The sequence below is a fragment of the Hymenobacter mellowenesis genome (assembly GCF_030581005.1).
GTDB lineage: Bacteria > Bacteroidota > Bacteroidia > Cytophagales > Hymenobacteraceae > Hymenobacter > Hymenobacter mellowenesis.
This window is the reverse complement of record NZ_JAUQSX010000012.1, coordinates 1-21,474: the sequence shown is the minus strand read 5'-3', so window position 1 is coordinate 21,474 and position 21,474 is coordinate 1. Positions and strand designations below refer to the sequence as shown.

Genomic DNA, 21,474 nt, shown 5'->3' with positions numbered 1-21,474 from the left:
AATCCTGCCGATTGGATTGCGTTGCGCGGTAAAGATGCTTCGCTGCGCTCTGCATGACGTTCGGGTGCCTAGCCGTTCTATTCCTATTCGAGCACTCTGCCCAGTGGCTGCGAATGCGCCACTTCGTTAAAAGATGCCACCACGCTAGCCACTTCGCCCAGAAATTCGGGATTGGTTTCGATGTGGTTGCCTACCACCACTACATCGGCGCCAGCGGCCAGGGCGGCGTACACCTTTTCGCCCGTGTTCAGGCCGCCGCCCACGATGATGGGGGCTTCCACGACTTCACTCACGGCCCGAATCATGGCGGCCGACACGGGGTTTTGGGCGCCGCTGCCGCCGTCGAGGTACATCAGTTTCAGGCCGAGCTGCTCGCCCGCCAAAGCGGTACAAGCGGCAATGCCGGGCTTATCGGCGGGCAGGGGCGTGGTGCCGCTCATGTAAGATGCCGTGGTTTGGCGGCCCGAATCGACCAGCATGTAGCCGGTGGGCAGCAGCTGCAGGCCGCTGGCGCGCAGGCGTGGCGCGGCCACCACGTGCTGGCCAATGAGAAAATCGGGGTTGCGGCCCGAAATCAGCGAGAGCAGCAGCACGCCGTCGGCGGGGCCGTCGAGGTGCATGCTGTGGCTGGGAAAGAGCAGCACGGGCACGCTGGAATGCGCTTTTATCAACGCAATGAGGGCAGCCTGGTGCGCACTCAGCACCAGACTGCCCCCCACAAAAAAGTAATCGACCGGATGCACTTCGCTCAGGCGGAGCAGGTGCAACAGGCTGGTTTCATTCAGGTTATCGGGGTCGAGTAGCACCGCCAACGCTTTGTGGCCGTGCTGCCGACGAGTCCGCAACGCATCATAAAGACTGGGAGTGGGTGGACGCATCCGGGGAATCTGGGGAAACTGACGAAGCAACGGGCGCGAACCCGGTTTCAGCGGGCGCGTAGCCCGCGGAAGTTGCAAGGTCGGAAGTAGCGCCCGAATTCTCCGAAGCAGGGTCCGATTTCTTCTCGGCTGGGAAGAACTCGCTCACCTTTTTGGTCACCAAAGCCAAGGCCACGGCGGCCACCTGGCCCACCAGCACCTTGCCGGTGTCAGACTTCAAAAACGACTGCAGCACCTCCCCCACCAGGCGCGAGCCGCCACTGAAGCGGCTGGGCTGCGGGGCGGCCGCGTGCTCTTGCTCGAAGGCGTGCGAGGCGGGCAGCCGGCGGCTGTCGTCGTAGGGCAGGTCCTGGAACGGGTCGTCCTCAAACTCGTCGGTATCGAAATCCGACGATTCCTCCGGAAAGCCGGCGGCCGCCAGCTGCGCGTGATTTTCGGCATGCGAGGTGGCCGATGCAAAGTCGGGCTCGTCGTCGTTGTGCCCTTGTGCGTCGTGCGCGCCAAAAACCTGAGCCGATTCGGCGGCCGACTTGCGGTACACCTTGCTTTTGTAGCGCTTGCCGTTGCCGGCGGTGTAGTATTCGGCGCTGGTTTCGTCGTCGTCGGCCACGGGGCCGTGCCGGTCGAACGCCTCCTGGTCGAAGCCGTAGCCGAAACCATACGCGTCGTTGTCGGCGTCGGCGGGCTCGTCGTGCGCCACGTACGGGTTGTGTTTCTTTTTCTTCTTTTTGCCGCCGAAGGCTTTGGTGATGAGCCAGATGCCGCCGGCCAGGCCCGCGCCCACGGCCGCAATCTTGCCCACCTTCACCGACTGGTCCTTGATGTGGTCGACGTCGCCGCGCAGGGCACGCTCGTATTCCAGCTTTTTGCGTTCGAGGAATTCTTTTTCTTCGTCAAACAGGGGATTTTGCAGGTCACTCATAGCAGCGAGGCTTAGGCTTGGCGTTTGTCAGATTTGTAGATAGTGTCCTTGAGCAGCTTGTTAACGATGCCCTGGAAGGCCGACTTGTCGACGCCCACCAGCACCAGCACCAGCAGCACCAAATAGAAGCCGGCCACCACGCCAAAGCCCCAGAATGGGCTGTCGAGGGCCGAATTGAGGGCCAGACCGGCAAATACGCTCAGGAAAATGAGAAAAAATATGCCCAGCACCGCCAGCGTCACGCCATGGATGGTGCCCACGAGGGCCGTAGAAATCTTCTGCTGGATTTCGAGGCGCACCAGGTCGATGCGGGTGTCCAGATAGCCGGTCAGATTGCCAATCAGGCTATCGTTGCGAGGGGTTTTGGAGGAGTCGTCGTCGGAGAACATACGGCGCGAAAAAGGAGTGGCACGAAAGAATAAAAGCGAAAAAGCGCAACCATTCCCCCGAAAAGGGAGGATAGACTGCGGCGGTTCTACGGAAATTCTCGGCGCGTGGCTGACTTTTGTGCGGCCGTTTGTGTTTGCCGTTCGCGTGAGTCAGAATCATTATCAAGTTCTTGGAGTAGCCCCCACGGCCGCCGCCGCCGACATCAAGCGCGCCTACCGGCGGCTTGTAGTGCGCTACCACCCCGATAAGCACGGCGGCGACATTCGCTACGAGGAAGAGTTCAAGGCCGTAGCCCTGGCCTACCGCATCCTCGGCGATGCCGGCCGCCGCGCCACCTACGACTTCCAGCTCCAGCAAGCCGCCCGCCGCGCCGACGAAGCCCGTCGCCAGCAGCAGCATCGCCCGGTCAATCAGCACGTGTACGGCGTGCCCATGCCGCCGCCCGCGCCCCTGCGCACGCGCCCACCGGCCGGCAGCCGCGAGCGGCACTACCAGCGCATTCCGCAGCAGCGCGCCCGCTTCAACGCCCGCGACTGGGGCCTGACGCTGCTGTTTATTTTGGGCATTGTGCTGTTTGGGCTGGCCGTGAAAGCGACGATGGACCGCGTCTCGGCCAACCGCAACTACGACGACGGCCTGCGCGCCTACGCCAGCGGCAACTTCCCGGCCGCCTATGCTTTTCTAGAAGAAACCTTGCACTTCCGCCCCACCGACGCGCCCGCCCTGCGCCGCCACGGCGAGCTGGAACGCCTGCTGCAGCGCGATGCGCAAGCCGCCAGGGCCGATTTTCGGGCCGCGCTGCGCCAGCCGCAGCCGCGCCGCATTACGGCCAACGTGCTCTACCACCTCGGCCGCTGCGAAACCGACCTCGGCCGCCCCGACGTGGCCGACCAGCACTACTCCCACGCCCTGCGCCTCGACACCGCCTTGAGCGCGGCCTACCTGGCCCGCGGCAAAGGCCGCCTGCTCGACCTGAACAACCCCGCCCTGGCCCTGGCCGACCTCACCACCGGCCTGGCCCAGCGCCGCCGGGCCGCCGCCCCCACGCCCTGGCGCTACGTGCAGGTGCGCGGCCTGGCCCTCACCGCCCTGGGCCGCTACGCCGAGGCTCGCACCGATTATTTTAACACCCTGCAGGCCAATCCCAAAGACGGCCAGACGCACTTCCTGCTGGGCCGCCTGGCCGCCCGCACCGGCGACTCCACCGCCGCCTGCGAGTTTTACCGGCGCGCCGTGGGCCTGGGCTACGAGTACGCCCGCCCGGCAGCGGAGGGGTGTAGGTGATGGCGAATCAGAATAATAAAGTGAACGTCATGCTGAGCGCAGCCGGAGCATCTCTACTGCGCAACGTAATTTATTTACTATTGCGGTAGAGATGCTTCGGCTGCGCTCAGCATGACGTTCTTTTTAGCTTAAGTCAAATGCAAAAAACGCCGCTGGCACGAAGCCAGCGGCGTTTTTTATAATCTGCAGAAAGCCGCGAATTAGTTGGGCATCAGCACGGTGTTCACTACGTGAATCACGCCGTTGCTCTGCATCACGTCGGCGATGGTGACCATCGACATGCCGCCTTTTTCGTCCTTCAGCTCAATGCCTTTGCCTTTCATCATGGCCGTGAGGGTACCGCCTTGCACGGTTTTGAGGGTGGCCTTGCCGCCACCGGCTTTGATGGCTTTCATGAGGTCGGCGGCGGTCATGCGGCCGGCCACCACGTGGTAGGTCAGGATTTTGGTGAGGGTGGCCTTGTTCTCGGGCTTCACCAGGGTTTCAACGGTGCCAGCGGGCAGCTTGTTGAAGGCTTCGTTGGTGGGGGCGAATACGGTGAAGGGACCGGCGCTGCTTAGGGTTTCCACCAGGCCGGCGGCTTTCACGGCGGCCACCAGGGTGGTATGGTCTTTCGAATTAACGGCATTTTCCACGATGTTTTTCGTGGGGTACATGGGGGCGCCGCCCACCATTACGGTTTTCACTTTCTGGGCCGAAACCGTGTGGGTAGCACCAAAGCTGAAAAGGGCAACAAGGGCGAGGGAAAACAGGGACTTTTTCATCGGTATACTAAGATGACTGAATGTTGTGAAAGATGCCTCACCTACGCCACTGCTTGCGCCGCCGGATTGCCTCAGCAGTAAATATTTTCTACCGCCTCCTACTAGTCGTCGTTCCGCTTTACCCGCAACATGCCCGGATGACGCAGACTGTCAAACATTTTTCTTTTCCGATTCTTGCTGTTGCATGCGCATTACTACCCTCCTGCTTTTCCTGCTTTTTTCCCTCATCGGCCGCGCCCAAAATCCTGGCACCCTCGCCGGCACCGTGCGCGACCGCGCCACCCAGGAAGCCCTGCCCGGCGTGAGCATTACACTGGAAGGCAGCACCTTCGGCACCGCCACCGATGCGGAAGGGCGCTACCGCCTCAGCGGCGTGCCAGCCGGGGCCTACAACCTGCGCGCCAGCTTCGTGGGCTACGACCCGCTGCTGCGCGCCGATGTGGCCATCAGCAGCGGCAACGTGAACACGCTCAACCTCGAAATCAACAAAAGCCCGCAGGCGCTGAGCGAAGTAACCGTGACGGCCAACCGCGCCATCCGCGTGGCCACGGCCGAAACGCCGCTGAGCGTGCAGCGCCTCACCACCGAGGAAATCAAGAGCAACCCGGGCGGCAACTTCGACATTTCGCGGGTGGTGCAGAGCCTGCCCGGCGTGGGTGGCGGCGGCTCGGGCGGCACGGCCGGGTTCCGCAACGACATCATCATCCGGGGCGGCGCGCCGAACGAAAACGTGTATTATCTGGATGGCATTGAGGTACCGGTCATCAACCACTTTCCCACCCAGGGCAGCGCGGGCGGCCCGGCCGGCATTCTGAATGTCAGCTTTATTGAGGACGTAACGCTGAGCTCGTCGGCCTTCCAGGCGCGCTACGATAACGCGCTGAGTGCGGTGCTGCAGTTCCGGCAGCGCGACGGCAACGCCGAGTGGATTCAGGGCAATCTGCGCACCTCGGGCACGGAGGTGGCGGCTACGCTGGAAGGGCCGCTCACGAAGAACACGACGTTTCTGGCCTCGGCCCGGCGCTCCTATTTGCAGCTGCTGTTTAAGCTGATTGACCTGCCCATCCGGCCCGATTTCTACGACTTTCAGTTCAAAACCACCACGAAGCTGTCGGAGAAAACCACACTTACCACGCTGGGCCTGGGCGCCATCGACCACTTCGAGATTGTGCCGCCGAAGAACAGCTCGCCGAGCAAGGAATTCATCCTGCGCAACAACCCCACCATCAACCAGTGGAACTACACCGTGGGCCTGAACCTGCGCCACCTCGTGCAAAACGGCTACCTGAACCTGGCCCTGAGCCGCACCCAGCAATACGCTGCCGCCGACCAGTTCCAGTACGGCTACGCGGGCCAGGAAGCCTACCGCAAGCTCTTCGCCCGCAGCCACGAAACCGAAAACAAGCTGCGCGCCGACGTGAACAAGCGCGTGGGCCGCTGGCAGTACAGCTACGGCGTGGTGGGCCAGTTGGTGCACTACGACAACAACCTGCGCAACCGCATCCGGGCCGAAGTGCGCGACGGCAGCGGCGCGCTCGTGAGCCCGGCCGTGACGGTCAACTTCGTCACGGCCCTCGATTTCGTGCGCTACGGCCTCTTTGCCCAGGCCACCCGCACCTACGGCGCCGACAGCCGCCTCACCGTGTCGGCCGGCCTGCGGGCCGATGGCACCAGCGCCCTCACCGAGGGCTACCGGCTCGACCGCACCCTCTCGCCGCGCGTGTCGCTGAGCTACGCCCTGCTGCCGACGCTGAACCTAAACGCCAGCCTGGGCCGATACTACAAGATTCCGCCCAGCACCATCCTGGGCTACCGCGACGCCAGCGGCCGGCTCCTGAACGAGAGCAGCCGCTACATCCGCTCCGACCATGCGGTGGCGGGGCTGGAATGGCTGCCCGGCGCCGCCACCCGCCTCACGCTGGAAGGCTTCTATAAAAAGTACGCCTACTACCCCGTGAGCGTGCGCGACGGCATCAGCTTGGCCAACCTGGGCGGTGACTTCAACGCCATCGGCAACGAGGCCATCACGAGCACCGGCAAGGGCCGCGCCTACGGCGCCGAGGCGTTTTTCCAGCAGAAGCTCAGCGGCAAGCTCTTCGCCATTGTGTCGCTCACGGCCTTCCGCTCCGAGTTCAACGGGGCCGATGGCGTGTACCGGCCCACGGCCTGGGACACGCGCTTCCTGGGCTCGGCGCTGCTGGGCTACAAGCTGGGCCGCGGCTGGGAGCTGGGCGCCAAATTCCGCGTGGGCGGCGGCGCGCCCTACACGCCCTACGACGCCGTGGCCAGTCGCGCCAGCTACCAGGCCGTGGGCCAAGGCATCCTCGACTACTCCCAACTCAACACCCGGCGCCTCAGCTCCTTTCAGCAGCTCGACCTGCGCCTCGACAAGAAAATCAGCCTGCGCCGCCTGAGCTTCGACTTCTACATCGACGTGCAGAATGCGCTGCTGGCCAAGCCCGTCTCAGTACCCACCTACACCTTCGAGCGCCTGCCTGACAACTCCGCCTACACCACCACCGACGGCCAGCCCCTGCGCCCCGACGGCAGCAACGCCGTCCCCATCCTGCTGCCCGACAGCGACGCGCTGGTGGTGCCCACGGTGGGGTTCATTGTGGAATTTTAGGGAAATAAATTCTGTCGGTGGCGGTTTTTTTAAACTGCTTAATAACCCCGAAAGCTGTCATGCTAAGCCGAGCGAATACCTTCTTAGGTCTGAAACTCCCATTTCTTAAACTTAAAAAGGCACTTCTCTACGCTCATAATATACAGAACCATAAAAACCCAGTTCAGCAGTTGCTCTATATTGCTAGTCGCTTGAGCACTCCGCTTGAGTACCACCGGCTACATACGGGTCCTTTCTATGCTGCTACTGTTACGCTTTTTCCGGCCGGAATCCCACTACCTGGGGCTGCTGGTCTGGCTGCTGATTTTGACATTGCAACCGGCCGCCGCCCAGGCACCGGCCTTCGGGCAGGCCATGGTGGTGGGCACCTGCCAGAGCGGTAGCCGCAGCGAAGTCACCAGCACCGCCCTCGATTCCTTTGGCTATGCGTACGTGACGGGCACCTTTGCCGGCACGGTCAGCTTCGGCACCTTCACCCTCACCAGCACCCAGACCACTGACCAAGACGTGTTTGTGGCCAAGCTCGACGGGGCTGGCAACTACCTCTGGGTGGCGCAGGCAGGCGGCGGCCAGCAGGACATGGGCGGCGGGGTGGCCGTCGATGCCAACGGAGCCGTGTACGTCACGGGCGCCTTTTACAGTTCTGCGGCCACCTTTGGCGCCTTCACGCTAAACGCCACCTACAGCGGCTACCCGGCCGTGGTGAACGCCGATATATTCGTGGCCCGCCTCGATGCCAGTGGCCAATGGCTGTGGGCCAGTCGCGCCGGCGGCACCGGCAGCGAAGGTGCCAACCAGCTGGCCATCGACCAGGCGGGCGATGTGTACATCACCGGCGGCTTCGGGGGCGCTACAACCACCTTCGGCACCACTACGCTCAACAACTCACCCAACAATGCCGGCGTTTACGAACTGTTTGTGGCCAAAATCGATGCCCAGGGCACCTGGCAATGGGCCCGCAGCGGTGGCGGGGGCGGCCAGGATGTCGGCTTTGACATTGCCGTTGACGGCGCCAACAACGTGTATATCACCGGCTTGGTGCAAAGCACTTTGGGCCAGTTCGGCCCCTTTGCCCTCCCCGCCAACACCTACTCAGCCGATGATGTATTGGTAGCTAAGCTCGATGCCGGGGGCACTTGGCTGTGGGCCGTACGCGCCGGCAGCCTCAGCATCGACGAAGCCTACGGCATTGCCGTCGATGCGGTGGGCAATGCCTACGTCACGGGCCGTTTCAGCGGGGCCACGGCCACCTTCGGCGCCATCACCCTCACCAATGGCGGCCCGATGTACGGCTACGGCGGCACCGACGAGCTATTTGTGGCCAAACTCAGCCCGGCCGGCGTGTGGCAATGGGCGGTGCGCGGCGGCGGCGATTCCAACGAAGCCGGCCGCGGCATTGCCCTAGACGGCACCGGGCGCCTGCAGGTAGTGGGCAGCTTCTCCAGCGCCGTGGCCCGGCTGGGCCCCTTCAGCTTGCCCAATACCAGCACCGGCACTCTCTACAGCAACCAGATGCTGTACCCAACCGATGCCTTTCTGGCCTACCTCAGCACCGGCGGTGCGTGGCTGGGCGCCGTGGGCAGCCAAGGGCTGGGCGATGAGTACGCCGCGGCAATTGCGGCGGATGCTACCGGCAATGCCAGCATCGTCGGCAACTTCAAATCGGCCATCGCCACATTTGGCAGCACTGCCCTGGCCGGCAACACCGTTCTGCCCACTGGCTACGCTACGCTGGTGCCCAATACAGCGCCGCTGCTACGGGTGAGCAGCCTCGCGCCCAGCAGCGGCGCCCCGGGCCAAACGGTAACGCTCACCGGTAGCGGCTTCGTGAGCGTGGCGGCGGTACTATTCAATGGCACGCCAGCCGCATCGTTTGCCGTGCAGTCCAGCACCCGGCTCACGGCTGTCGTGCCTGCGGGCGTCACAGCCGGGCCCGTGAGTGTGCGCACGGCAGCGGGCACCGGACTTTCGGGCACGGCCTTTCAGCCCACGGTGCTGGCCACCGCTGCCCCGGCCGCAACCACGTTCGAAACCTGGCCCAATCCGGTGCACCCCGACGAAAGCCTCCAGTTGCGCCTGCCTAAGAGCGTGGCCCCTACCGCCATTACCCGCTTAGAGTTGCGCAATGCGCTGGGCCAGACGGTGCGTGCGGAACAGTTCAGCGGCAGCACGGTGCGGGTGTCGGTGCGCGGACTGGCACCGGGCGTATACTCTCTGATGCTGTCTCCGACAGGGCACCCCATGCTGCGGGGCCGGGTATTGCTAGCGGAATAATGACTGCCGCCTGAAAGCAAAAAGCCCGCTCCTGAAATCAGGAGCGGGCTTTTTCGTGGCAACAGTTGGAATCGAACCAACGACACCAGCATTTTCAGTGCTGTGCTCTACCAACTGAGCTATGTTGCCGTTTCCCCGCAGCGCCTTTTAGGTTGCTTAGGGGACCGCAAAGGTACGAATCCAAAACAATGACGCAAGAAACCGAGTAAAAAAAGTGTGGGATGCCGCGTCTTTTTCTAAAAAGTATTCGGCATGCCGACTATCTTGCGTCCCCAAACGTTCCCGCCTTACCTTTACCGCATGTTGCAATCTATCCTCTTCCTGCTGCTCCTGGTCGCGGCTTTCGGCTTGTTCGCGTGGCAGGTCCGGAAAATCCGCGCCAACATCCTCGTCGGGCGCGACCGTGACATGAGCGGCCACTCCGCCGAACGCTTCCGCAAAACCCTGCTGGTAGCCTTCGGGCAGCAGAAAATGTTCAAGCGGATGACGCCGGCCCTGCTTCACTTGGTGGTGTACGTGGGCTTTCTGGTCATCAACATCGAGGTGATTGAGATTGTGATTGACGGCTTGTTCGGCAATATTTTCGGCTTTCACCGCTCGCTCAAGTTCCTCGGGCCGGTGTACGACGTGCTGATGGCGACCAACGAAATCCTGGCCGCGCTGGTGATTGTAGCCGTGGCCGCCTTCTGGTGGCGCCGCAACAGCAACCCGCCCCTTAAGCGCTTCACCGGCCCCGAGCTGCGGATGTGGCCCAAGCTCGACGCTAATATCATTCTCTACATCGAAGTGGCCCTGATGCTGGCACTGTTCTTCATGAACACGGCCGACCTGAAGCTGCACCAGATGCGCGGCGAGGACCTGCCCGGCACTTTCCCCGTGAGCAACCTGCTGGTGGGCCTGCTGCCCAGCAGCGAAGGCACGCTGCACGTGCTGGAGCGTCTGGGCTGGTGGATTCACATCACCGGCATCCTGCTGTTTCTCAACTACCTGCCCAGCTCGAAGCACTTCCACATCATCATGGCGTTTCCGAACGTGTGGTACTCGCGCCTCGTGCCGCAGGGCCAGTTCTCGAACGTGGAAAGCATCACCAACGAGGTGAAGGCCATGATGGACCCCAGTTTCGTGGTGCCGCCCGCGCCTACCGCCCCCGACGGCTCGGCCCTGGCGCCCACGCCCTTTGGCGCCAAGGACGTGGACGACCTGCCCTGGACCAACCTGCTGAATGCCTACTCCTGCACCGAGTGCGGCCGCTGCACCTCGGTGTGCCCGGCCAACCTGACGGGCAAGCTGCTCTCGCCGCGCAAAATCATCATGGATACGCGCGACCGGATGGAGGAAAAGTATAACTCGCCCCTCATCTTCCGCCCCAACGTGTACGGCGCCGAAGCCAAGCACGAGCCCATCACCGACCTGGCCAACGCCACGCTGCTGCGCGGCAAGGTGACGCCCGAGGAGCTCTGGGCCTGCACCACCTGCAACGCCTGCGTCGAAAGCTGCCCCGTGAACATCAACCCGTTGGAAAGCATCATCGAGATGCGCCGCTTCCTGGTGCTGGAAGAGTCGGCCGCGCCCAACTCGCTGAACGTAATGTTCTCCAACATCGAAAATAACGGCGCACCGTGGGCTTTCTCGCCGTCGGACCGGTTCAACTGGGCCGATGACTTGTTTGCGGCGGAGAAGCCGGCGAAGGCCGCAGTCGCCTAAATCGTCTGTCATGCTGACGAAGGAAGCATCTTATCACCGCTGCTTTTGTCTGGATTAGTAAATCAATTGTAGCACGGACGTGATAAGGTCCTTCGCTGCGCTCAGGATGACAACCGTGTCGTCCCATTCTCTTATGACTCCTGAAGCCCCCGCTAAAAAGCAAATTACCGTTCCCGTCATGGCCGATTTGGCGGCCCGCAACGAGTCACCCGAAATTCTGTTCTGGGTGGGCTGCGCCGGCGCCTTCGATGACCGGTACAAGCGCGTGACCCGCGCCTTCGTGCGCATTCTCGACCACGTGGGCACCAACTACGCGGTGCTGGGCCTGGAAGAAAGCTGCACCGGCGACCCCGCCAAGCGCGCTGGCAACGAGTTCCTGTTTCAGATGCAGGCCATGCAGAACATCACGACGCTGAATGGCTATGGCATCAAAAAAATCGTGACGGCCTGCCCCCACTGCTTCAATACCATCAAAAACGAGTACCCGGCGCTGGGCGGTGATTACGAAGTCATTCACCACAGCACCTACCTGCAGCAGCTCATCAACGAGGGCAAGGTGGGCGTGACGGGCGGCGAAAGCTTCAAAGGCCGCCGCATTACCTTCCACGACAGCTGCTACCTGGGCCGCGCCAACAACATCTACGAAGCCCCGCGCGAGGTGCTGGCCGCCCTCGACGCCGACCTGGTGGAGATGAAGCGCAGCCGCGCTAACGGCCTGTGTTGCGGCGCGGGCGGCGCCCAGATGTGGAAAGAGCCCGAGCCCGGCAAAAAGGACATCAACATCGAGCGCACCGAGGAAGCCCTGGCTACCCTCGCTGGCAAGGCCGACGCCTTGGCCAACCTGGGCGGCGTGGAAACTGAAACCGCCGCTCCCGGCACGCACGATTTGCAGGGCAGCATCATCGCCGTGGGCTGTCCCTTCTGCATGACCATGATGAGCGACGGCGTGAAAAACAAGGAGCAGGAAGCCAACGTGCAGGTGTTCGACCTGGCCGAGCTGGTGGCCAGCGCCGAGGGCATCAACGCCTGATTTATTCTCGGCAGGCAGCGTTAGCAGCGAGCGGAGCAGACCCCAACACTAGAAAGGTCTGTTTATCCGTTTACCTGATACCTTTGAGCGCGCGGGCTGCCACATAGCGGCCCGCCTGTTCTGCTGACTGTATGTACGTAGCTTTTGACCAGCTCCCGCCCACGGCGCGGGTGTGGATTTACCAGGCCGCCCGCCCGCTCACCGGGCCGGAGGTGGTGGCGGCCCTGCCCGACCTGGCGCGTTTCTCGGAAGAATGGACGAGCCACGGGCGCAGCCTCTTAGCCTCGGCCGAAGTATTGCACCAGCAATTTTTGGTGATTGGGCTCGACGAAGGCGTGGCCGGCGCCAGCGGTTGCTCCATCGATGCGTCGGTGCGCTTCGTGGGCCAACTGGAGCAGCGGTTTGGGGTGGCGCTGCTCGATAAGTCGCGTCTGGCCTTTCTCCACGATGGCGAGGTGCAACTCTTGAAACACAATGAGATAAAGGCTGCCGTGGCTGCTGGCACCATTGCTCCCGACACTTTTTATTTCGATAACACCTTGGCTACCAAGGGCGAACTGGACGCTCATTGGCCCCGCCCGGCCGCCCAAACCTGGCTGGCCCGATACTTTGGTCAGGAAGAAAAAAAAGGGTCCCTTGCGTGAATCCTACCTAAACGTAGTATTATTGCTAACCCAAAAATGCCTAGTCGGCAATATTTCCGGCTCCTTCTCCCTCACCACCCCTCCACCACACCACCTATGAGGAAACTATTATTAATCTGCGCTGCGGCTGGTTCAACGGCTATGCTGAACAGTTGTGCCAGCAGCGGCGCGATGAGCAAGGCCGACAAGCAGTTTGCTCGGGGCCAGTACGAAACGGCCATCCCGCTCTATCAGGCCGATGTGGCCAAGGGCAAAAACGCGGCCATCAACAACTTCCGCATCGGGGAGGCTTACCGCCTGTCGAACCGCGTGGAGATGGCCGAGCCGTTCTACAAAGCCGCGCTCGATGGCGGGGTGAAAAACGCCGACGCCGGCTTCCGCTACGCCGAAGCCCTGAAGGCCAACGGCAAGTACGACGAAGCCGCCGCGCAGTTCTCGACCTACGCCAGCAGCGGCGGCAACCGCACCCTGGCCGCCCGTGCCGAAACTGAAGCCAAAAACGTGGCCGCCAGCAAGATGGTGGCCGGCATGAAAAACAAATATGACGTGATGCCGGTGGACGCGCTGAACTCAGCGGGTTCCGACTTTGGCGGCACGATGATGGCTGGCGCCGGCTCCGACTTCGTGTTCACCTCGAACCGCGAGGGCAAGAAGTACCTCGGCAACGGCGAGAACTTCAACGACCTCTACGCCATCAAGTTTGACAACGCCGCGGCCATGACCGGCGGCGCCGTGCGCAAGCTCGAAGGCCCCTTCAACACCGAAAACAAGCACGAAGCCAGCGCCACCTATACCCCCGACGGCAAGACGATGGTGTTCGCGCGCTCGAACGACGGCAGCAAAAAAGGCTACCTGAGCGTCGACTTGTGGATTTCGTATAACAAAGGCGGCGTGTGGAGCGAGCCCGTGCTCGCCAACATCAACGACCGCACGGCCGACGACTTCTCGCCCGCCTTCGCGCCGGATGGCACCACGCTGTACTTCGCCTCGGCCCGCAAAGGCGGCCAGGGCGGCAACGACCTCTACAAAGCCACCCTCGGCCCGAACGGCCGCTTCTCGCCCGCTGAAAACCTGGGCGAAAGCATCAACACCGCCGGCAACGAGAACTTCCCCGGCGTGGCCCCCGATGGCACGCTTTACTTTGCTTCGGACGGACGCCCCGGCCTGGGCAAGCTCGACTTGTTCATGGTGAAAGGCGGCCAGGCCGTGAACCTCGGCGCCGACGTGAACAGCGTGAGCGACGATTTCGCCCCCGTGCCGATGGCCGGTGACATGGGCCTGTTCAGCTCGAACCGCGCCGGTGGCAAAGGCTCCGACGACGAGTACATGTTCAAGAAGAAGCCGCTCAAGCTGGTGACCTTCTATGCTGACGGTACCGTGCTGGAGCGCGACGACAAAGCCAACACCACCCTGCCCGTGGCCGGCGCTATCGTGACCGTGACCGGCCCTAACGGCCAGCCCCAGAAAGTGACCAGCGACGCCGCCGGTAAGTTTAGCGTGAAGCTGGACTCGGTAAGCAACTACGCTTTCTTTGCTGAGCGTGCCGGTGACTTCAGCTCCCGCACCACGCTGAGCACCGTGGGCCGCAAGCCCAGCCAGGATGCCCTGCCCAACCTGACGAATGACATTCAGCTGCCGGTGACCCTGACGCTGAACAAAATCGTTCTGGCCAAACCCATTGAGGTTAAGGACATTTTCTACGATTACAACAAGTATAACATCCGTCCGGATGCGGCCATTCGCCTCGACACGCTGGTGCAGACGCTGGTGGACAACCCCAAAATCAGCATCGAGCTGAGCTCGCACACCGACTCGCGCGGCAAGGACGCTTACAACATGAAGCTTTCGCAGCAGCGTGCTGAAGCCGCGGTGGCCTACATCGTGAGCAAAGGCATCGACAAGAGCCGCATCACGGCCAAAGGCTATGGCGAAACCCGCCCGGTGGTGAAAAATGCCAAGACCGAAGCCGAGTACCAGCGCAACCGTCGCACCGAGTTCAAGGTGACGCGAATAGCGAAGTAACCCGAGCATTTTGCTTTGCTTAAGAAGCCCCCGCAGCCTTGGTTGCGGGGGCTTTTTTTGTGGGTTTGGAAGAGTAAGCGTCGGGGCAAAAAAGGGCGTCTTGCCGAGCGCAACGCCCTTTTTTTGCTCTGCATATCCGTTCTTTTTACTCACTACTCAATACTCGCTTCTCACTACTAATTCGTGGCACACCTTTTGAAAATGAGGAAATACCTGCCGACTTTACGGCGGACTCTTTTCTGCAAACGCCATGAAAAAGGCCCTACTCTTCGCCATTGCCAGCTTGTTTTCGGCGGTGGCCCCTGCCCTGGCTTATCCGCCGCCAGCGGCTAACGTGAATTTTGTTTCGGAGCGGGGCGTGCCGTTCGACCTCGTACTCGATGGCCGGCTGGTGACGCGTGGCGGCGCCCGGCAGGTGCACGTCGACCAGCTGATGCCGGGCCAGCACTGGGCCGATTTCACGGTGCCCGCCGGCTACGGCCGGGTGGTGCGGTTTCGGAGCCAACTGTTTCTGCAGCCGGGCCTCGAAACGTCGTACGTGCTGATTGCCCGGCCCGGCCGGCCGTTGGGCTTGCAGCAAGTGGGCGCAGTGGCCATGTACGGCCCGGGCCGGGGTGGCAACGGGTACGGACCTGGCTACGGCGGGGCTTACAATAGCCCACAGCCTTACGGCCAAGGCGGCTACGGCAACGCTGCGCCAGCGTACCCGAACAGCCCCAACGACAACTATCCGAACAACGGCTACCCCAATGCTAATCCGAACGGCGGCTACAACACGCCCGGCGGCAATGCGCCCTACGGCGGTGGCAACGGCGGCTACGGCAACAATCCCAACGGCCCGGCCAACGGTGGGTATGGCAACCAACCCAATAATGGCGGCTACGGCAACGGCGGCTACGGCAATCAGCCGAATAACAACGGAGGCGCCTACCCCGGCACGGTTACCAGCAGCTACCGCGCCCTGGCTCCCACCGATGTGAATGCGCTGGTTCAGACCATGCAGCAGCGTATCACGGAGGTCAGCAAAATGAACGCGGCCAAAGATGGCCTGAACCAACGCGCCCTGCGGGCCGACGACCTCAGCCGCCTGCTACGCGGCCTCACTTCGGAGGCTTGCCGGATTGACCTTGCCAAATTCGCTTACTCGCACGTGAGTGACCCCGAAAATTTCGACCGCGTGTACGACGTCTTCGAAACCGAAGCGGGAGCCCAGGCCGTGGAGCAGGCCGTGCGCGAGGAGCAGCAGCGCTGAGGACTTCGGCACTCCGATTCAAAATTCACAAATAAAAAAGGCCGCTGTCGGAATGACAGCGGCCTTTTTGGTGACAAAAACCAGTTGCTTACCGCAGGCGGTCCATGCTGCGCACCAGTTGGTCGTCGCGACGGATGAAGCGGTTGGCCAGCAGGTTGAGCAAAAGAGCCAGGGTGGGCAGGTAGAAACCGGGCAGGTACTGGCCTTCGAGTTTGACGTTGAGCAGTTGCTCGCCTTTGCTGGAGAAGTAGAACATGGCGCCCAGCGTGGCCACGATGAGTAGCAGGTTGACGGCACCCAGCATGAGTTGCTTCGCGCGGTTTTTGAACTGGAAAATTTCGAATGCGGCCACGGCTGCCGAGGCGGCAGCCAGCGCGCCGATGAGCCACACGGGACCGGCGGGGGTTGGCAATTGCCAGCCTTCGGCCTGGAAACCGAAGGCGGTCAGGGTCAATTCCTGGTGGGTGAGGCCGTCGATTTTGTGCCACAGCGGCAGGGCCAACACGCTGAGCATGGCCAAAGCCAGCAAGAGCAAAAACACGCTTTGAATTCTTTGTATCATCTTTGTTGTAGTAAATAAACAGGTCCGGGCGAGTGCCGGGGCCGCAAATTTAGTCCCATCCGGCGCTTGCGCCGCTATTGTTATCTGTAATGCCGAATGCTTATATCGTGGACGCGGTGCGTACCCCGATTGGAAAATTTGCCGGCGCTCTGAGCAGCGTCCGCCCCGATGATTTGGCCGCCCACGTGCTCCGTGAGCTCATGCGCCGCAATCCATCCGTTGATAAAAGTGCCGTGGAGGACGTCATCATTGGCGCCGCCAACCAAGCCGGCGAGGACAACCGCAACGTGGCCCGCATGGCGGCGCTGCTGGCCGGCCTGCCCATCACCGTGCCCGGCAACACTGTGAACCGCCTCTGCGCCTCGGGCCTGCAGAGCATCATGGACGCGGCCCGCGCCATCAAGTGCGGCGAGGGCGACGTGTACCTGGCCGGCGGCGCCGAGAGCATGACGCGCGCGCCGTTTGTGATGGCCAAGTCGGAATCGGCCTTCGGGCGCGAGCTCACGGCCCACGACACCACGCTGGGCTGGCGCTTCGTGAACCCCAAGCTGAGCAAGCTGCACTACCCCTACGCCATGGGCCAGACGGCCGAAAACGTGGCCAAGCAGTACGGCATCACCCGCGAAGAGCAGGACGCCTTTGCCTTCGAAAGCCAGCGCAAATATGCCCGGGCGCTGGAAAAAGGCCGTTTTCGCAAGGAAATCGTGCCCGTGTTTATTCCGCAGCCCAAGGGCGACACGGCTTTGTTTGATGCCGATGAGCAGCCCCGCTTTTCCTCTATGGAGAAGCTGGCCACGCTCAAGCCCGCCTTCCAGCCCGAGGGCGGAACGGTGACGGCCGGCAACTCGGCCGGTATTAACGACGGCGCGGCCGCCGTGCTGGTGGTGAGCGAGGAGGCCCTGAAACGCTACAACCTGAAGCCCATGGCGCGGGTGGTGGCCTCGGCCGTGGCGGGCGTCGACCCGGCGGTGATGGGCCTGGGGCCCATTCCGGCCACGCGCAAGGTGCTGGAGCGCGCCGGCCTGACCATAGCCGACATCGACCTCATTGAGCTCAACGAAGCCTTCGCGGCCCAGAGCATTGCCTGCGTACGCGAGCTGGGCCTGGATATGGCCAAGGTGAACGTGAACGGCGGCAGCATTGCCATGGGCCACCCGCTGGGCAGTTCGGGCGCGCGCATCACGGCTACGCTGCTGCACGAGATGCACCGCCGCGGCGAGGGCATGCGCTACGGCTTGGCGGTGATGTGCGTGGGCGTGGGCCAGGGCGCAGCCGTGATTTACGAGAAGCTGTAGGAATGTAGGCCTCGGCAATCCGTGGCCCCGCAACGCCCGCCGTGCTGTGCACGGCGGGCGTTGTGCGTTTGGCTCCACTTATTTTTTGTGGTTTCGGCGCGAAAGCTGCGGCCCGACGGTGACCGGACGCACTGGCACGGTATTGGCGCGCTGAGGCGCAACACGGCCGCCTGGGGCCGGGGTAAACGACTCATTGCTGCTTTATGAAACAACTTTCCGCTTTTATGGCCGGGCGGCTGCTGAGCTGTGGCCGCCGGGCTGGCCTGCTGCTGCTGCTGGCCGGCCCGGCCGCGGCCCAAAGCTTTGGGCCGGTGAGCACCTACCCGACGGGCGCGAGCTCCCGCCCGGGCGCAATGGCGCTGAACGACGTGAACCTGGACGGCCGGCCCGACGTGGTGGTGGCGCTGAGCAACAATTCGGTGGGGGTGCTGCTGGGCCTGGCCGGCGGGCTCGCGCCCGTTCGCGCGTACGCGGCCGGCTCAGGCGGCTACCCCGATGGGCTGGCCGTGGGCGATGTGACGGGCGATGCCTACCCGGACATCGTGACCGTGGGGGGCGGCAGCACTTCCCTGGCCTACGTCTTCGCCGGACAGGCCAGTGGTTTTGCCGGCCCGCGCACTTACCTGATTAATACCACCAATTTTTTTGCGCGGGCCGTGGCGCTGGGCGACATCAATGGCGACGGCCTGACGGACTTCGTAACGGTGTCGCAGAACACGAGCAATGTTGGGATATTTCTTGCCCTGCCTGGGGGCGGCTTTGCGGCGGTGCAGCAGTACCCCATGTCCGGCACGCCCCACTTTGGGGTGGTCCTGGGCGACCTGAACAACGACGGGCGCCTGGACATCGTGGCCACCGCGCAAGCCAACAGCCAGAACGGCGGCATGGTGGAGGTGTTGCTCTCGCAGCCCAGTGGCGGCTTTGCCAGCCTGAACTACGTGCTGGGCATCCGCAGTAACCCTATTAGCCCCATTGGGGTGGCCCTAGGCGACGTGGATGGCGATGGCCGGCCCGACATTGTGACGGCGAATTACGCGGCTCATACCGTGGGCGTGCTGTTGGGCCAGGGCACCGGCTTTGGCGCTATGAGCAGCTTCTCCACCGGCCCCGGCACGGGCCCCGGCGGCGTGGCTCTGGGCGACGTGAACGGCGATGGGCGGCTCGACATTGTGACGGGCAACTACTATACCAGCACCGTGAGCGTGCTTTGCGGGCAGGCTGGGGGAGGCTTTGCGGCCGTCCGCTCCTTTGCGATGCCTCCGGGCGCCTCGGCAACCAACATGGCCCTGGGAGATATGAACGGCGATGGCCGGCCCGACATTGTGGTGTCGTTGCCCAACAGCGACGAAATGGGTGTGCTCCTCAATACCGGCACCTTCACTCCGCTGGCCACCGCCCGTCCCACGGCCGCGGAGGTTTCCGTGTTTCCCAACCCGGCCCACGACGCTTTCGCGGTGACGCTGCCGGCCGGCACTGCCGCCACGCAGGCCGAACTGCTGAATACGCTGGGCCAGGTGGTGCGCCGCCCGACCGTGGCCGGCCCGCGCTTCACCGTGGAAACGGCTGGGCTGGCACCGGGCGTGTACTCGCTGCGCCTGCGCACGGGCGCGGCCGTCGTCACCAAGCGGGTGGTAATTGATTAATTTATTGCTTTAGTCCCTTCTCAGCATGAAACCCCTTTCTACTTCTACCACCAATCGTTTCTTCTGCTGCGCCCGGCGCGGGGCGCTGCTGCTGGCGCTGGGCGCGGCTGGGCCGGCGGCGTGGGGGCAGAGTTTTGGTCCGCCGATAGACTACGCCACAGGAAGAAGCCCTTACGGCATGGCAGTGGGAGACGTAAATGGTGATGGCCGGTCAGATATCGTAGTAGCTAACAGCGCGACCAGTGGGACAGTTTCTGTGTTACTCGGCCAAGCCGGAGGCACTTTCTTACCCAAAACCGATTATACTGTTGGGTCAATAGCCAATGGTGTCGCATTGGGGGATGTGAGTGGGGATGGACGGGTAGACATTGTTGCGACTAGTGCCGTCGACAATAACATCTCGGTATTGCTGGGCCAGCCAGGGGGTAGTTTTGCACCCAGAGTAATCTATCCTGTCACCATTCGTCCTAGCGGTGTAACGATAGGCGACGCCAATGGCGACAATGTCCCTGACTTGTTTATCAGTGGGACAAGCTCGCAAACCGTTTTGGTATTACTGGGTAGTGCCAGCGGCTTTGGACCCGGTAGCAGCTATAATACAGGAGCTGGCCCGTTCGACGTGACGCTACGCGACATAAACCGTGACGGGCTCGCCGATTTGATTACGGCCAATCGAGATAGCAACTCTATTTCGGTACTACTGGGTTTGCCAGGCGGTAGCTTTGCGCCTCGGACCGATTACACAGTTGGCACAGAAACATTCTCAAAAGAAATAGGTGATATCAATGGCGATGGCTTGCTGGATATTATTGTCGCTAATGTGTCGAGCAGCTCTATTTCGGTACTGCTTGGCTTGTTCAGCGGCGGATTTGCACCCAAGATAGACTACCCCGCGAATACGCAACCACGCGGAGTGGCACTAGGTGACACCAACGGTGACGGTTATCCAGACATTATCATATCCAATATCAATATCACTGGCACTGTCTCCGTATTCTTGAATTCGGGTACCGGAAACTTTGGTGCGAGAACCGACTTCAGCACCGGTTCTCGCCCTATTGAAGTGGCATTAAACGATGTTAACGGAGATGGACGATTGGACTTGATTACCGTCAATTACAACGCCGCTTCCGTCTCCGTCATCCTCAACACCGGCACCTACACCCCGCTGGCCACCGCCCGCCCCATGGCCCCTGCCATCGCCCTCGCGCCCAACCCTGCCCACGACGCCTTCACCGTGACGCTGCCGGCCGGCACCGCCGCCACGCAGGCCGAACTGCTGAATACGCTGGGCCAAGTGGTGCGCCGCCCGGCCGTGGCCGGCCCGCGCTTCACCGTGGAAACGGTCGGACTGGCACCGGGTGTGTACTCGCTGCGTTTGAGCACGGGCGCGGGCACCTTAACCAAGCGGGTGGCGGTGCAATAGACCCACCATCATTCGGTGTTGTAGAAAGCCCCTGTCGAATGCCGGCAGGGGCTTTTTCGTTGTTTAATGAGCACGGCGGCTGGGCACTGGCTGTCGCTGTCATATGCCGCCACCGGGGGGCGGCGTATGACACTTTCGTGTCATATCGCCGTGTGGGTGGGGCGCCGTGCTTTACGGCATTGCACGGGGGTGTTCCCGCGCGCCACTTTTCCTTCCTTTTCTATGACACGTTTCTCCTCTTTTCAGGGACTGCCCGCGCGGCTGGCCCGCCCCCTGGTGGCACTGGGGCTGGGGCTGCTGGCTGCCGGCCCGGTGCGGGCCCAAACCCCCAGCTTTGCCCCCCAGACATCCTTTGCTGTCGGCATAGGCCCCTTGGGCGTGGCAGCGGCCGATGTGAACGGCGACGGTAAGCTCGACCTGCTCACGGCCAATAACGGCGGCACTGGCAGCGTGAGCGTGCTGCTCAATACCACGGCGACGGGCGCGGCCACGCCCAGCTTTGCCGCCCAGGTCGCGTTCAGTTTAGTTGGCCCCATGCCCTCTGCCATCGCGGTGGCCGACGTGAATGGCGACGGCAAGCCCGACGTACTCACGGTAAATTACTTCCCCGGCAACGCGAGCGTGCTGCTCAACACCACGGCGACGGGCGCAGCCACGCCTAGCTTTGCCGCCCCGGCCAACTTCACTATCAGCAACAGCAGTTTTAGTATCGCCACGGCCGACGTGAACGGCGACGGCAAGCCCGACCTGCTCACGCC

17 protein-coding genes, 1 tRNA gene and 1 pseudogene are annotated in these 21,474 nt (G+C 62.6%); 13 read left to right on the top strand and 6 right to left on the bottom strand.

Annotation, left to right across the window (positions count from 1 at the left end; translation table 11 throughout):
* Positions 1-83 precede the first annotated feature (83 nt).
* From Q5H92_RS20040 to Q5H92_RS20030, 3 genes are read right to left on the bottom strand one after another with little or no spacing between them, the layout of a single operon-like run.
* Positions 84-878 (bottom strand): geranylgeranylglyceryl/heptaprenylglyceryl phosphate synthase, encoded by a 795-nt coding sequence (locus tag Q5H92_RS20040; protein ID WP_305013335.1) that lies wholly within the window; start codon positions 876-878, stop codon positions 84-86.
* Positions 850-1,800, bottom strand: a complete 951-nt coding sequence (locus tag Q5H92_RS20035; RefSeq protein WP_305013334.1) for a hypothetical protein — start codon at positions 1,798-1,800, stop codon at positions 850-852. The genes Q5H92_RS20040 and Q5H92_RS20035 overlap by 29 nt, the downstream gene beginning before the upstream one ends.
* Before the next feature lie 11 nt (positions 1,801-1,811).
* Positions 1,812-2,189: a phage holin family protein gene (locus Q5H92_RS20030; RefSeq protein WP_305013333.1), complete on the bottom strand. Its 378-nt coding sequence runs from the start codon at positions 2,187-2,189 to the stop codon at positions 1,812-1,814.
* A gap of 145 nt (positions 2,190-2,334) precedes the next feature.
* On the opposite strand from Q5H92_RS20030, the gene Q5H92_RS20025 reads away from it, so the two are divergent.
* A complete protein-coding gene (locus tag Q5H92_RS20025) occupies positions 2,335-3,474 on the top strand; it encodes a DnaJ domain-containing protein (RefSeq protein ID WP_305013332.1) in 1,140 nt (379 codons plus the stop codon).
* 200 nt (positions 3,475-3,674) lie between these two features.
* On the opposite strand, the gene Q5H92_RS20020 is transcribed toward Q5H92_RS20025, so the two are convergent.
* Complete coding sequence (locus Q5H92_RS20020; RefSeq protein WP_305013331.1) at positions 3,675-4,238, bottom strand: fasciclin domain-containing protein; 564 nt, start codon at positions 4,236-4,238, stop codon at positions 3,675-3,677.
* A 184-nt stretch (positions 4,239-4,422) separates the two neighbouring features.
* Here Q5H92_RS20020 and Q5H92_RS20015 point away from each other — a divergent pair, with 184 nt between their 5' ends.
* Together Q5H92_RS20015 and Q5H92_RS20010 are read left to right on the top strand one after the other, a co-directional pair.
* Complete coding sequence (locus tag Q5H92_RS20015) at positions 4,423-6,864, top strand: TonB-dependent receptor (RefSeq protein ID WP_305013330.1); 2,442 nt, start codon at positions 4,423-4,425, stop codon at positions 6,862-6,864.
* Between the two features lie 237 nt (positions 6,865-7,101).
* Positions 7,102-9,138, top strand: a complete 2,037-nt coding sequence (locus tag Q5H92_RS20010) for an SBBP repeat-containing protein (protein WP_305013329.1) — start codon at positions 7,102-7,104, stop codon at positions 9,136-9,138.
* 56 nt (positions 9,139-9,194) lie between these two features.
* Here Q5H92_RS20010 and Q5H92_RS20005 read toward each other — a convergent pair.
* A tRNA-Phe gene (locus Q5H92_RS20005) sits at positions 9,195-9,267 on the bottom strand.
* Between the two features lie 171 nt (positions 9,268-9,438).
* Here Q5H92_RS20005 and Q5H92_RS20000 point away from each other — a divergent pair.
* The 5 genes from Q5H92_RS20000 to Q5H92_RS19980 all read left to right on the top strand — a co-directional run bounded on the left by Q5H92_RS20000 (position 9,439) and on the right by Q5H92_RS19980 (position 15,790).
* Positions 9,439-10,842 carry a 4Fe-4S dicluster domain-containing protein gene (locus Q5H92_RS20000; RefSeq protein WP_305013328.1) on the top strand — a complete coding sequence of 468 codons (1,404 nt, stop codon included), beginning with the start codon at positions 9,439-9,441 and terminating at the stop codon, positions 10,840-10,842.
* A gap of 178 nt (positions 10,843-11,020) precedes the next feature.
* Positions 11,021-11,872, top strand: coding sequence for a (Fe-S)-binding protein (locus Q5H92_RS19995; protein ID WP_305013484.1), 852 nt, complete (start codon positions 11,021-11,023; stop codon positions 11,870-11,872).
* Positions 11,873-12,003: 131 nt separating this feature from the next.
* Positions 12,004-12,516: a hypothetical protein gene (locus Q5H92_RS19990; RefSeq protein ID WP_305013327.1), complete on the top strand. Its 513-nt coding sequence runs from the start codon at positions 12,004-12,006 to the stop codon at positions 12,514-12,516.
* 141 nt (positions 12,517-12,657) lie between these two features.
* Positions 12,658-14,538 carry a CHU_0125 family OmpA-like outer membrane integrity protein gene (locus Q5H92_RS19985; protein WP_305013326.1) on the top strand — a complete coding sequence of 627 codons (1,881 nt, stop codon included), beginning with the start codon at positions 12,658-12,660 and terminating at the stop codon, positions 14,536-14,538.
* Between the two features lie 250 nt (positions 14,539-14,788).
* On the top strand, positions 14,789-15,790 hold the full coding sequence (locus tag Q5H92_RS19980) for a proline and serine-rich protein 1 family protein (protein WP_305013325.1): 1,002 nt from the start codon (positions 14,789-14,791) through the stop codon (positions 15,788-15,790).
* Between the two features lie 88 nt (positions 15,791-15,878).
* Here Q5H92_RS19980 and Q5H92_RS19975 read toward each other — a convergent pair whose 3' ends face one another.
* Positions 15,879-16,352, bottom strand: coding sequence for a DUF4293 domain-containing protein (locus tag Q5H92_RS19975; protein WP_305013324.1), 474 nt, complete (start codon positions 16,350-16,352; stop codon positions 15,879-15,881).
* Between the two features lie 89 nt (positions 16,353-16,441).
* On the opposite strand from Q5H92_RS19975, the gene Q5H92_RS19970 reads away from it, so the two are divergent.
* The 5 genes and pseudogenes from Q5H92_RS19970 to Q5H92_RS19955 all read left to right on the top strand — a co-directional run.
* Positions 16,442-17,647 carry a thiolase family protein gene (locus Q5H92_RS19970; RefSeq protein ID WP_305013323.1) on the top strand — a complete coding sequence of 402 codons (1,206 nt, stop codon included), beginning with the start codon at positions 16,442-16,444 and terminating at the stop codon, positions 17,645-17,647.
* Between the two features lie 203 nt (positions 17,648-17,850).
* Positions 17,851-19,290, top strand: a complete 1,440-nt coding sequence (locus Q5H92_RS19965; RefSeq protein WP_305013322.1) for a T9SS type A sorting domain-containing protein — start codon at positions 17,851-17,853, stop codon at positions 19,288-19,290.
* 25 nt (positions 19,291-19,315) lie between these two features.
* Positions 19,316-20,386: pseudogene (locus Q5H92_RS26710) on the top strand (FG-GAP repeat domain-containing protein); the annotation flags it as partial.
* Positions 20,387-20,716 carry a T9SS type A sorting domain-containing protein gene (locus Q5H92_RS19960; RefSeq protein WP_305013321.1) on the top strand — a complete coding sequence of 110 codons (330 nt, stop codon included), beginning with the start codon at positions 20,387-20,389 and terminating at the stop codon, positions 20,714-20,716.
* Between the two features lie 222 nt (positions 20,717-20,938).
* Positions 20,939-21,474: FG-GAP repeat domain-containing protein (locus Q5H92_RS19955; RefSeq protein ID WP_305013320.1), on the top strand; the 536-nt coding region annotated here is incomplete at its 3' end.